Below are 12,690 nucleotides of genomic sequence, written 5' to 3'. Positions count from 1 at the left end.
GGCAAAAATAACGGATGGTTTCGTGGAATTTTTCTTTGCCTAGAGTTGATTTTGTTACAACGGTTTATGTGTGTGTTACAACGTTGCTAGGCTATATAGCATGATAGAAGCACTTTTGATGGCTACAGATATACTTTATTTTATTGTTTCAATTAGCTAAGCAATTGGTTTTCGAATTCATCGAATAAGATTGTTGAGTTTGAGATGTTAATGCTTATGAGTAATGTAAAAAGAAAGGTAACTGGGCTTATGAAGATAAAAAATCATAAACTGCAATGTAATATGACTTTATTCTTAATGATTTATTACATTATACAATGGTGTTAATCGTTAATTATCAGAATTTCTATCATATGGTTTTTTATGTCAATCTTCATTTAAATGAAAGCTTGGATAGGAAAATATAGTTTATTTTTACTCAATTTAATGATGAAGGGATCTTCTATTTGAATTTTTTTTATGTTCTTTAATTTTAATGTGTTTTTTTTGAGATTATTCTTATGCTATATAATCATGTTTTTTTTTGTTATTTATTCGTTTGAGATCACATTTATTTATTCTAAACTCGGTTTTTATATTGAATTATTTTAACTTTACATCAGCGTTTTTTCATTTAATTTACATTATTAATGTAATAATTAAACGATTTTTCTTTTATTTTGGTTTTTTTTATTAATTTTAAAGTATAAAAAAATAACCTTATTTTATTTATCCAAAGATATTAGAGTAAAATATTTAGAATAAAAATTTGTGGCTATCCTTTTACTGCTAATCAATATTAATAACACTGCATTATTGCAGCATAAAGCATTAGTTTTAACTCATTTAATGAGTAATTCGTATCTGGTTGTAATTTAAGGAATAATTCAAATATACGCTTATTTGGTGTGTTTTTGATCGTAATTAACGATTAGTTGACAATTTTTGATAGGTTTAATCTATCAAAAATGACTTATTATGATGCAATAAACGATTTTACTAACAAGACACCAAAAGCTAAATTGTGCTTCAAGGAATAATCCTTAACTTAAATAGAGGTGAATATGAAAAAGGCCACCTTATTAAATTCAAGTGACCATGATTTTGACAGTATGGTAGGAGATTACCTTAGGGCAACACGTGTTAATAAAGGGTTAACAGGAAAGGAGTTAGGAACTGTGATGCATATGAGCCAACAACAAATCTCACGTTATGAGCGTGGAAGAAATAAAGTATCGTTGGATTTTATTTTTAATTATGTCACGGTTTTAGGTTTACCAATGTCGCATTTTTTTAATTATATTGACGTTAAGTTACAGTCGTCAGAAATACAGTCAGCTATTGACAATAAATATTGCACTTCATTTAATCCTTTTGAAGCTTATTTGGCTGATATTGAATACTTAAGTATTCGGTAATGAATCTGAGTTACTTATTATATGAATAATAGGCTATTTTAAAAGTCCACATAAAAAATATAGAGTTTTATTTGTTTTTTACATTATTGATGATAAGTATTTTTACGTTATGGCACAGTTTTTACTTTGATATAAATAGTTCATATTTTAAATGAATATATAAAACATGCTCAATTATTTTTATCGGAGTAAAGGAAAGAGCATATGCTCAATGTGCTTATTGTCGTTAACACGGGTTTCCATATTTATTCGATTTTAATAAATAGAATGAAATGTAACTTTGCGGATTTTATTGCGACGGTATCGCCTATTTCCTTGGCCGTACTTACATTTTATTTTTGGCGATATTAGACAAAAGAGAGAACACTCATCATGCACAGGATTTTCGGGTTTTTATTACTGATATTGTCTGCATCCGTATTAGCGGAAGGCAGTATCTCACAAGGCGGTATTTATTTAGGTACAACCCGAGTAGTGTTTAATTCGAATGAGAAAGCTGCTGTATTTACTGCGAATAATTCGTCTGCAACAGATACATGGTTAATTCGCTCTTGGGCTTCACCGTATGAAAAAACGGGCAAAGAAGTGACAGAAGATGATGCAGTGGAAAGCTTTGTTATCACGCCACCCTTGTACCGTCTAGATCCAAATTCATCTGTGCAATTACGAGTGAATCGGGCGGGGGGAGCATTACCTGAAGACCGATAGTCAGTTTTTTATATCAATGTTCTAGCAATACCGCCAAAGCCGAAAGATGCCAAAGGCAGTGTTATTCAATTCGCACTGAATACGCAAATTAAATTATTTTACCGACCGCAGTCTCTAAGTGATGAGCGTGCGTTGGTGGAAGCATATGGTGGTGTGAATGTTAAATTGAATGGCAATACCCTAATGCTGAGTAACCCATCGCCGTACTACTTGACACTGACCAATATTATTTTAAATGACACAACCACCCTGACTCCTGCAGATCCAATGATACCGCCATTTGGCAGTATTGCGGTTGAGTCAACGGTAAAGAGTGGCACTGTCTCTTATCAAACTATCAATGATTTTGGTGGTAAGACAAACAAGGTTAGTAAAGCCTTTTAATGATGGTGGGCTAGTTGCTTTGATGTGGTAAGCCCCTGAACTCTGAACACAACCTAAGAGAATAATAATGAAATGGCGAATTTTAATCCATCAGGGAAAGATAAGCTTATCGTGTGCATTGGCGTTTGGGGGATTTATTGTTCAGGGTGTTGCAGAAGAGGCATTAGATTTTGACATTGGTTTTTACAGTTCTCAGACAAAGCTGAATCAACATCTTTCAATTTAGATTATTTTGCCAAATCTGGCGGAATGTTTCCAGGCGAATACGATGTCACCGTATATGTCAATGATAAGAAAGTTGACCAACGTCCAGTAAGTTTTGTCGCTAGCGAAAGAGATCCTGGTGTATTACAAGCGGTTATTACTCCGCAATTACTGGAGGCGTGGGGCATTGAGTCAGATAAAACTCTGCATGCTTTACCTGTTGAAACAGTACCTACTGCTCAAGACAAGGGCGCTAGGGGTACAGAAGATGAAATGGGCCTTCGAGGAGGAATATCCGAATGGGTTCCTGAATCTAAAGAGGTTTTTAATTATCAAGATGGTTCATTAAAAATCACCGTTCCACAGGCTTACATTACGCCACCAGGATGGCTTCGCACACCGCCATCAACATGGGAACAGGGGGTTCCTGCGTTAATGGTTAACTACGATTATTCTGGTTCTAGCATGAACAATAACTCGGATGGAACTTATCGTTTTGATTTTTTAAATTTGAGTGGTTTGTTGAATATTATGGGGTGGCGAGTTCGGAATGATATGAATTATGCCACCAGTTCAACAGGGCATTCTAAATGGAACGTACTAAATACGTATTTGCAACACGATTATAGTTTTTGGCAAGGCGGGCAACTTACGGTGGGACAGACGTCTACCGACGGTAATATTCTAGAAAGCATCCCATTCGAAGGGGTGATGTTGCAGTCTGATGACTCTATGTTAAATCCGGATTTAGGCGGCTTTGCTCCAGTCGTTAGTGGTATTGCGAATAGTAATGCGGTGGTATCGGTGTATCAAGGGAATTCGTTGATATTTCAACAAAATGTCCCACCAGGGCCTTTTGAATTCAAAGACTTAACTCGTAACTATAACGGGGATATGGATATTGAGATCCGAGAGTCGGACGGTACCATTCGCCGCTATACCCAAGCCAGTGCACAAGTACCGATTTTGGTGCGCCAAGGTCGAACATATTACAACTTAGCGACGGGGCGTTACCACGTGGAAAGTCTGAATAGTAACAGTATGAGTAAGGACTTTGCGCTAGGGTCGTTAGCTTGGGGAGCAACGAATAGTACGACGCTCTATAGTGGCAGTATTTTGAGTAAAGATTATGCAACATTGTCTTTAGGTGTAGGGCAATACCTGCCAGTTATTGGAGCAATATCGGCGGATGTAATCTATTCCGATGCACGTTTTCCTGGGAATTACGGTACCAAGAGGGGACAAGCATACCGATTATCCTATTCACGAGCTTTTGACGAGACATCAGTTAACTTGATGGCATACCGCTATGCAACCAGTGATTACTACACTTTCAGTGAAGCATTGAGGGTTGACCCTCGGGTTTTTACTGCGGGGGATGAGGATAATCGAAAACATCAACGCTCTCGCCTTCAAATGTCACTCTCTCAAGGTTTAGGCGATTATGGGTCTGCATCTTTATCGGGTAGCCGGGACGATTACTGGAACCAGTCCGGTTACAGTGAAAATTGGTCAGTAAGTTACAGTAAAAGTATTAATCAAGTGTCTATTTCTCTCGCTGGTGGCATCAATCGTTCCCCTGGTAGCGGTACAGATAAAACGTTTTCATTGACGATGTCTACTTCCTTTGGGGATTGGTTAGGCTCAAGTAACACATCAGTGAATTACGCAATGTATGGCTATAACAATCGTGTACAACACAACGTGGGGCTGAACGGTAGTTTCTTTGATGACAGCCGCTTAAATTATTCAGTATCAGAAGGGTGGGATAACCAGGATCAAGGTGCAAATACCAATACGAGCCTGGGGTATAACGCCGCTTATGGAAACATGAATGTAGGTTATGGTCGCCAACGTGATGCATGGCAGACCAATTACGGTATCAGTGGGGGAGTGATTGTGCATCCTGACGGTGTGACATTATCACAACCATTATCATTTGAAAGTGCCATGGCATTAGTGGAAATTCCGGGAGCATCAGGTGTGGGTATGTCTCACGGTAATATTCAAACTGATTGGTTTGGGAATGCCGTTGTACCGAATCTTATCCCCTACGCCCGTAACGAAGTGTCTATTAATGTGGCGAGTTTACCTGAGAACGTGGAAATTCGTAATAACAATGCAGTGCTTATTCCTTCGAAAGGCGCACTAGTAAAAGTGCCATTTGATGCTGAAGTGGGCCGTCGCGTGTTATTGAAATTATTACATCAGGGGAAGCCGTTACCATTTGGTACGGTTGTGACTGTGAATACCAAAGGAACTACTCGTACTGGGATTGTTGCTGAGAAAGGCAAAGTGTACTTGTCGGGTCTTGCTAACAGCGGCGTCTTACAGGCCAAGTGGGGCAAGTATGATGACGAGGGGTGTGAAGGGGAATTCACATTACCGGAAGAAGACGGAACATTTACGGAGGAGACGGTGCAATGTCAATAGTGAATTCATTACTTAAATCTACACCGAAAATATCGCGTTTACTGTTGACATTATTGATGACAAGCACGGCATCCATGGCGATATCAACAGTCAGTCTAGCAGACACTATTAATCGTAATTTTACTGTGTCCTTTGGTACACAGACGATTAGTGCTCCCGTACGAGTGAGCAGTGTTCATCCTATTGTCTCGAAGATGGTGAGTTTACCTGCGGTTAATTGTGGATCATGCCGAGGCAATATCAATGACTACACCTATAGCGTGGAGTGGGTTTCTGACCAAGCTTATTTGGATGTTGAACGTACAAATTTGATAGCCAGTAATGGTGGTGGCGGTTCACAAGTCTGGGTATTTCGTCCATCAGCTTACACTACGGGAGTGGTGCGTAATATTGAAACTATGATACGCCATAAAGGCAGTATAGGGGGAACAAACTGCGATCCCTTGAGCTTATCGAATGATTTTTACCAGTGCAAGCTGACGAATAAAAACGGTAATGCATTTCCTGCAATAGAGCTGGAGGTGGGGTTACTGATTATCGGAAATGATGTTCAGCCGGGTGATATTTCTACGCTTGATCGTGAGTTATTGAGCCGCGTGGTGACCTTTAAAAAAGGTGATGTCGAAATTGCTAAATATAAAGACGTAGTGAAAGTGATGGGAAATACCACGTTGGCATCTTGCAATGTTAACTCAGGATCTTTGATATTTAATTTACCTGCGCGCAGCATCAATGTAGTGGGAGATCACAACCTGTATGACGTGAAGAGCCAGGCACCTTCTGATGCGGTTCGACGTGAGCTGCGACTGACTTGTGTGGGAAATACTGAGCTGAATATTCAATTCACGCCAATGACAGGTACAACCGATGGAGACAAAATTTTACAAGCCAAAAAATCTGATGGTACGAATAGTTCAGTAGGCTTCCAGTTGTGGTTTAACTCGAGTGAGTGGCCGGGAACAGGGAATGAGAAATTGGTGAAATGGGATAGCCAAGTGACGAGTCTGTTGCCACAAGCTACGTTGTCTACGCCAAGACCAGCATCCGCCCCAGATATTATTGTGAACTTTAAGGCGAGCTACGCTATTAAACCAGGAACTAATCTGAGTGTGAGCGATGCTGGAGCCATTGTGGCTAAGGGCATGTATACCCTTAGCTACCAATAAGGGGAGGAGTATGACGATGATATCGGCTGGTATACGGAAGTTATTTTCTTGGGTTTCAGTATGTGTGATAGGCAGTTTTCCGCAAAGCCAAGCGACAGATTTAGGGGGCGTATCCTACCAAAGCGGCGATATGGTGATGAAGGGGTATTTATATGTGCCTTCGTGCCAATTAAACACAATGACAATGAATGGTAGTGCGGTAACCGCCAACGGCGGAGGTTACAAGATGGAGTTCACTGAGATATCAGGGGTTCGTTGGGCGAAAGCAGCTAGTAATGAAGTCATGCAAGCGGAGCGTGTGAATTTGGTGATTGAGAACTGCTCGCTGTCTCAACTTAATATTAATTTGATGGCAGATAACGTCTCAACAACGGGTGCGGAAAGTGGTTATGCAGGGCTTATGACATATCTAGGTGATATGGCTGCACCAGTAGTGCCAGGAGCACCGGTATCGCCATGGCAAACTGAAGAAAATACCAGCAGCCAATCATGGTTGTATTACACCGTTGGACTTAGTGATGCCCGAGTGAATGGTGAAGAAACTTCGTATTTGCCGTTGAAAAAACTATCGACAGGTATGCAGTGCAACACGGCAAATTATTGTGTTGTGAAGCTGGATGGGACGTCATATAGCTTCAGTAATGAATGGAAACAGAAGCATGTATTGGATGCTAGTCAGGTTTGGCATGGTGAATGGACACCAGCGGAATCAACATTGGATGAGTTAATCAATACGGCAGAGACAGAAAGTGGGTATTTGCCCTCTAATTTTGTTTCGAAGGCTTCGATAATATTGCCGCTCACTGTGCGATTGCATCATGGAGACAGTACGGCAAATAAGGACAATGTTCCACTTGGTGATTATAAATCAAAGCTGACTATCACAGTGAGTATTGATTAAGTTAGCGAGTCGAGCAGTGGTAGATCCCCGATCGTATTGATATGAGAGGGAAATGGTTGTTTTTTATTTCTTTAAAGGAAATGTATATGAAAAATGTAAAATTAAGTTTGATTGCAATGGCACTAGCCGGTCTATCTACTCACGCATTAGCAGTTGCTCCGGCACCAGGTTCAACAGCGAAAGCACAAATTGATTTAGAAGTAGTTCCGACAAAAGTTACGTGCGAAATGAATATTTCAAACGGAACGACGGCAGGTAATTTCTTCCGTTGGACACCTGGTCTAGCGGTAGGCGCTGCGGGCTCGGTAATCACTGATAATTCGACTTCATTAAAACGCTCTATGAATATCGATTTTACCAACCCAACAGTACCAGGTGGTCCAGAAGCTGTAGTGGCTTGTGACACGGCAGGTAATGGGTTAGATCTGTTATTTACAGCGCATGCTACAGATACAGCCGCATTAACTACACCATACCAAGGGAAAATTGAGCGTATAGATGGCACGCGTTGGTTCAACTATGCAGTTGCAGTGAATAAAACTGCCTTTACAGCCGCAGTAGAAGCCGCATCAGGTGCAGGTAAAGCAACAGTAGCTTACCCAACATCAGCAGGCTTAATCGGCGATTCTGATGCGATAGATTTACAAGGTACTGCGGGTGATATCAAGATTTCTAAGGCAGCAGGTAACGTAGATCCAGATTTCAAATTGGGCCAATACCCAATTGAAATTTATTTACAATCATCTTATACGAATGCCAGCTTCCCTGAAGTGGCGGCAACTGCGGCAGACAACATATATAGAGGTAATTTCACTATCCAGGCTACCTATCAGTAAACCTGAGAACCAGAAGAGGGGGGGAGAGCTCCCTCTTTTTGATTATTTTAGGACACTCGCTTGGTAGGGGCTGGATATGCGAATAAGACTATTACGTTCGGCTGCGGTTTGGTTAGTACCGTCAGCGGTGTTTATTACCACACTGTCGGTGCCTATTTATGCTATACCACCGGCTCCTCACCAAAATACGATAAGAGTCGGTGTTTCAGTACTCCCGACGGTAGCAACCTACCCGACGACTTTACGCCCAGGCTCTGCTGTTGTTATCAACATCATGCCCTTTTATATCATTCAAATGGGGTCTAGTTGGCAGAGCGCAGTAGATGCATATCTTATATTTCCAGATCGTGCTCGTATTGGGATGACCAGAGTCGCAGGTACAGAGGTACATAGCCTGCCTACAATATTCCATATTGGTACCGATTGTTCCGATGCTTCTACTCGTGTTTGTACGGTAACTTACAACTAACTTTAAAATAGGAGATATCTACAATGTACTTTTCTCCCTGTAAACCATTGACTGGGGTTTGTATCGCGACGTCATTGGCATTCTATGGTATTCCCAACGGGGCAGGTGCTGTTGGAATGGATGTTTCTGCTCGTATTGTGGAGTCAACGTGTAGCATTAATGTATCTTCGGGTACAAGCGGTGCTGTTGATCTGGGTGATTGGAACTACGTCGCAGCGGGAGGTGTGTGGCAATTACTGCCAGTCGGCAGCGGTGTAGGCACCGGAACCGCGAACAGTATGATCACTGTGGATCCCAGTTGTGGAGCCAGTGGTATGGCAGGATTAATGATAAGATTCCCTGGTACAGGCGCACCAAGGTCTGTGCAAATGGAAAGTGCAGTAGGGATGACGGAGGCTAGTGGACCGGTATTTGTATTAACATCTGAGGACGGTCAGTCAACATTTCCTGTCTGGGCGGCTATCTCAGCAAAATCGGTGCACTCAGAGGGCTCTTCAGGTTTATATGGAATGTTGTGTAGCGTAAGTACAAAGATGAATGGGGTTTCTGCTAATTCTAAGTTACGTTGGATCAATTCGGACGGTGGGTGGATGTTTGGCGTCGTAGTGAATGGCTATACTTATGTTGCTACCGGCCAAGGTGGGATTTCTAATGGAGACTGGTGGAAGTTCACTCCAACATCGAAGAGCTCATTTGTCACCGGTTTTGATGAACAAGGAAAATCTTTGGCATCATATCCAAATGTATCTGGATATACACTAGCAATGGGGCAAGCATTCGGGTGCCGGTCTGGTGCATTTGGCCAGAATACAATGGCTATTAAACCAGTGAGTGGCCAATTGGCACGAAATACAAGTTATAACCTCCGGTTCTCGGGGCCGCGAAGCATTCCCACTGATGCTTGGCCAACTCCTCCACCAGCACCCGGCACACAGTATCGGGGGGTTGTAACGTTGACTATGACCTATCTGTAGGCTGTATTGGTGAGGCTAGCGTATTCGAGAGCGATGATTAAGTCTGAGTTCCGGACTGATAATAATTGTATTGTGATGGCGTGTAAAAAACGAATATAACCTGTTGAATTACAAAAAATAAACTTCAGTGTTATGCATTTATATATCAATCCGAGATAGACAAATTAACGTACTATAATCGTGAGTGGGGGGAGCATGAGTAATAATCGAAGGGCAAAACATCCCATTATTATTGCGGGGGGAGGATTACTGATAATTGCTTGTTCATTTCCTGCGCAAAGCACACAGGTGAGTGCTCGTATTAAAGCGGTGACTTGTGTGATGTCGTTGTCGCTAGATTCTAGGGGGACTGATATTTCGTGGAATGTGGGGATAACGACACGCCCGAATAATACTGTCTCTGTTGCTGGAAGCGCTGGAATATTGAAGAGAAAAGTAGTGTTAGGGTTCAGCGACCCCGGTTTTGTGCAGATTGACCCTATAACAGGGAAAAATTTTGATTGTACTAAAGCTACTGGTGGAATGCGTTTTCTATTTGAAGCTAAAGATAAACCAGATGTTGGCGATTTTCGAGCAGGCACTATTCCGGATGTGAACACAGGAGCTCGTTATTTTGAGTATTTTGTGACATATAATGCCAGTGAGCTCAAAGCCGCCACTGGAGGTGTTTCAACAACCCTTGCATTGCCTTTTTCTGCTGGACAATTCAGAGGTGAAGACGTGATGCCTTTAACCGGAAATCCGCTGACGGATGCATTAAAGCTCAATTTCACCGGGGGGGAGGGAACGTTAGGGAAATACCCTTTTTATGTATGGTTAGTGAATGATTATCAAAATCCAGTAACCGCTCCGACGATTCAAACACCGATTAATAAGTACACAAGTAGTATAACAATTACCGCGACATATTTATAATATGTGATATTACCAAAATAATTGTCAAGGCTATATTACAGAAGGATGTAAAGGCGGATTTCTTGAATAATGCGCATCTATACAGACTCATTTATTATTCTGTTTTGTGAACATTACTGCGTTAATTTAAAGTGGACTAGATTTAATTATGGTTGATAGCATGATTGCTTCTAAAATGAATCTTTAGAAGCAATCAAATATAGAATACATTGTGTTTGATGATGGCGCAGCGACGGGCTATATCCATTCATTTCACCATGTTAGAGCTGATAAGCTATTTGCATGCCTTGTTCTATTGCTCTGCGTGCATCAAGCTCAGCTGCGACATCTGCACCACCAATCACATATGCGTTGATACCGCGCTGAGCAAGCTGATCTTTTAATGGTCGATAAGGTTCTTGCCCTGTACAAAGAATAACATTATCAACGGGTAGGCACTGTATTTTATCTTGATGGCGAATATGTAAACCTTCATCATCAACTCGCATATATTCAACGGCATTGAGCATTTGAACGCCGCGTTTCATTAATGATAGACGATGAACCCATCCTGTTGTTTTTCCAAGACCTGCTCCAACTTTGGTATTTTTACGCTGTAATAAATAAAGGTGGCGAGCTGAGCTCTCGCGTTCTTTTTTGGGGGGAAATATACCGCCAGTGGCACTAATATTGGTATCAATATTCCACTCTTGATTAAATAGTTGAGTATCTAAACTGCTACTTTGTCCTTTTTGAGTCAGCAATTCGGCGATATCAAAGCCAATTCCACCTGCACCTATAATTGCCACATTGTTGCCAACGGGGTGTTGTTTAGCGAGAACATCAATATAGGTCATGACTTTAGGGTGCTCGATGCCGTCAAGTTTGATGGCGCGAGGCATAACACCAGTCGCAATAATGACTTCATCAAAACCTAGTAGGCTCGCAGCATTCACTTCGTGTTCAAGGTGGACATCAACTTTGAGTATTTCTAGCTGGCGGCAAAAATAACGGATAGTTTCGTGAAACTCTTCTTTGCCTGGAATTTGTTTGGCTAGATTAAATTGCCCACCAATTTGGTTAGATTTTTCAAATAGCGTGACTTTGTGCCCACGTTTAGCCGCATAAATAGCGCAAGAAAGACCCGCAGGGCCTGCGCCGACAATGGCAACGGATTTGGCTAGGTTTGCTTTTTCATTCGGATAGTCAATTTCTCTAACCGCTTGTGGATTTACTAGGCAACTGGCGAGTTTTCCATTAAATATTTGGTCAAGGCAGGCTTGATTACAGCCAATGCAGGTATTAATTTCATCTGCTCTATTTTCTGCTGCTTTGCGTACAAAAGCTTCATCGGCTAGAAAAGGGCGTGCCATTGAGACCATATCGGCTTGGCCATCAGCAATAATTTGTTCAGCCACGAAAGGGTCGTTAATGCGATTGGTAGTAATTAATGGGATGGACACTTTCCCCATCAATTTTTCAGTCACCCAACTAAATGCACTGCGAGGTACTTGAGTTGCAATGGTCGGCACTCGTGCTTCATGCCAACCAATACCGGTATTGATCATACTAGCGCCCGCTTTTTCTATTTGTTTGGCAAGTAATTCTATCTCTTCCCAAGTTGACCCTCCTTCCACTAAATCCAGCATAGAAAGACGATAAATAATGATGAAATTTTCACCAATAGCTTGGCGGATTTGTGTTACGATTTCTAAAGGCAAGCGTATCCGATTAGCATAACTTCCACCCCATTCATCAGCTCTATGATTAGTGCGCTCAGTGATAAATTGGTTAATGAAGTATCCCTCAGAACCCATAATTTCAACGCCATCATAGCCTGCTTGTTTAGCGAGTTTAGCCGTGGTGACAAAATCACAAATAGTTTGGGTTATCTCATCACTAGAAAGTGCTTTCGGCACAAAAGGGTTAATTTCAGCCTGAATAGCACTTGGTGCTACTAAGGAGGGATGTAAACCATAACGACCAGCATGTAAGATCTGTAGGGCTATTTTACCATCTGCTTGATGTACGGCTTGGGTTATTTCTTGATGAAATGGAAGCTGCGTTTCATTATTCAAAATAGCGCTATGGGCGGTGAGCGCTCCTTCTTTATTAGGGGCAATTCCCCCAGTGATGATTAGGCTAACACCATTTTCAGCACGTAAGCGGTAAAAATGGGCAAGCCGCTCACTACCTTGAGGATGTTCTTCAAGCCCTGTGTGCATAGAACCCATTAGAATTCGATTCTTCAGTACCGTATGCCCCAAATCAAGAGGGGTAAATAAATGTTTAAAATTGCTCATAATTGCTCCCATTAGGGGCTC

At 41.5% G+C, this 12,690-nt stretch carries 10 protein-coding genes and 2 pseudogenes; 11 read left to right on the top strand and 1 reads right to left on the bottom strand.

Going from position 1 to position 12,690, the window contains the following annotated elements:
- The first annotated feature begins 1,043 nt into the window (after positions 1 to 1,043).
- The 11 genes and pseudogenes from ACTH6U_RS08925 (at position 1,044) to ACTH6U_RS08875 (ending at position 10,387) form a co-directional block, all read left to right on the top strand.
- Entirely contained in the window at positions 1,044 to 1,397 is a 354-nt protein-coding gene (locus ACTH6U_RS08925) for a helix-turn-helix domain-containing protein (protein ID WP_294106631.1), read from the top strand.
- A gap of 372 nt (positions 1,398 to 1,769) precedes the next feature.
- Positions 1,770 to 2,210: pseudogene (locus ACTH6U_RS08920) on the top strand (fimbrial biogenesis chaperone); the annotation flags it as partial.
- 30 nt (positions 2,211 to 2,240) lie between these two features.
- A complete protein-coding gene (locus ACTH6U_RS08915; RefSeq protein ID WP_441832051.1) occupies positions 2,241 to 2,489 on the top strand; it encodes a fimbrial biogenesis chaperone in 249 nt (82 codons plus the stop codon).
- 213 nt (positions 2,490 to 2,702) lie between these two features.
- A pseudogene (locus ACTH6U_RS08910) lies at positions 2,703 to 3,137 on the top strand (FimD/PapC N-terminal domain-containing protein); the annotation flags it as partial.
- Entirely contained in the window at positions 3,129 to 5,126 is a 1,998-nt protein-coding gene (locus tag ACTH6U_RS08905; RefSeq protein WP_441832050.1) for a fimbria/pilus outer membrane usher protein, read from the top strand. The pseudogene ACTH6U_RS08910 and the gene ACTH6U_RS08905, both read left to right, overlap by 9 nt.
- A complete protein-coding gene (locus ACTH6U_RS08900; protein WP_441832033.1) occupies positions 5,117 to 6,292 on the top strand; it encodes a hypothetical protein in 1,176 nt (391 codons plus the stop codon). Before ACTH6U_RS08905 ends, ACTH6U_RS08900 begins: the two co-directional genes overlap by 10 nt.
- 10 nt (positions 6,293 to 6,302) lie before the next feature.
- Positions 6,303 to 7,193, top strand: coding sequence for a hypothetical protein (locus ACTH6U_RS08895; protein WP_441832032.1), 891 nt, complete (start codon positions 6,303 to 6,305; stop codon positions 7,191 to 7,193).
- Between the two features lie 86 nt (positions 7,194 to 7,279).
- Entirely contained in the window at positions 7,280 to 8,029 is a 750-nt protein-coding gene (locus tag ACTH6U_RS08890) for a hypothetical protein (RefSeq protein WP_294106640.1), read from the top strand.
- A 76-nt stretch (positions 8,030 to 8,105) separates the two neighbouring features.
- Complete coding sequence (locus ACTH6U_RS08885) at positions 8,106 to 8,498, top strand: hypothetical protein (protein WP_441832031.1); 393 nt, start codon at positions 8,106 to 8,108, stop codon at positions 8,496 to 8,498.
- 23 nt (positions 8,499 to 8,521) lie between these two features.
- A complete protein-coding gene (locus ACTH6U_RS08880; protein ID WP_294106644.1) occupies positions 8,522 to 9,472 on the top strand; it encodes a hypothetical protein in 951 nt (316 codons plus the stop codon).
- 195 nt (positions 9,473 to 9,667) lie between these two features.
- Positions 9,668 to 10,387 carry a hypothetical protein gene (locus tag ACTH6U_RS08875; protein ID WP_294106645.1) on the top strand — a complete coding sequence of 240 codons (720 nt, stop codon included), beginning with the start codon at positions 9,668 to 9,670 and terminating at the stop codon, positions 10,385 to 10,387.
- A gap of 260 nt (positions 10,388 to 10,647) precedes the next feature.
- Here ACTH6U_RS08875 and ACTH6U_RS08870 read toward each other — a convergent pair whose 3' ends face one another.
- Entirely contained in the window at positions 10,648 to 12,669 is a 2,022-nt protein-coding gene (locus ACTH6U_RS08870; protein WP_441832030.1) for an FAD-dependent oxidoreductase, read from the bottom strand.
- Positions 12,670 to 12,690: the final 21 nt, after the last annotated feature.

The sequence above is a fragment of the Providencia sp. genome (assembly GCF_052096715.1).
GTDB lineage: Bacteria > Pseudomonadota > Gammaproteobacteria > Enterobacterales > Enterobacteriaceae > Providencia.
The sequence above is the reverse complement of the archived record's forward strand: the minus strand, read 5'-3'. Positions and strand labels throughout refer to the sequence as shown.

Bases quoted from the DNA above. Each gene is read 5' to 3' on its own strand.
- ACTH6U_RS08925 (WP_294106631.1), top strand. From the start codon at position 1,044: ATGAAAAAGGCCACCTTATTAAATTCAAGTGACCATGATTTTGACAGT.
- ACTH6U_RS08905 (WP_441832050.1), top strand. From the start codon at position 3,129: ATGGTTAACTACGATTATTCTGGTTCTAGCATGAACAATAACTCGGAT.
- ACTH6U_RS08900 (WP_441832033.1), top strand. From the start codon at position 5,117: ATGTCAATAGTGAATTCATTACTTAAATCTACACCGAAAATATCGCGT.
- ACTH6U_RS08895 (WP_441832032.1), top strand. From the start codon at position 6,303: ATGACGATGATATCGGCTGGTATACGGAAGTTATTTTCTTGGGTTTCA.
- ACTH6U_RS08890 (WP_294106640.1), top strand. From the start codon at position 7,280: ATGAAAAATGTAAAATTAAGTTTGATTGCAATGGCACTAGCCGGTCTA.
- ACTH6U_RS08885 (WP_441832031.1), top strand. From the start codon at position 8,106: ATGCGAATAAGACTATTACGTTCGGCTGCGGTTTGGTTAGTACCGTCA.
- ACTH6U_RS08880 (WP_294106644.1), top strand. From the start codon at position 8,522: ATGTACTTTTCTCCCTGTAAACCATTGACTGGGGTTTGTATCGCGACG.
- ACTH6U_RS08875 (WP_294106645.1), top strand. From the start codon at position 9,668: ATGAGTAATAATCGAAGGGCAAAACATCCCATTATTATTGCGGGGGGA.
- ACTH6U_RS08870 (WP_441832030.1), bottom strand. From the start codon at position 12,669: ATGAGCAATTTTAAACATTTATTTACCCCTCTTGATTTGGGGCATACG.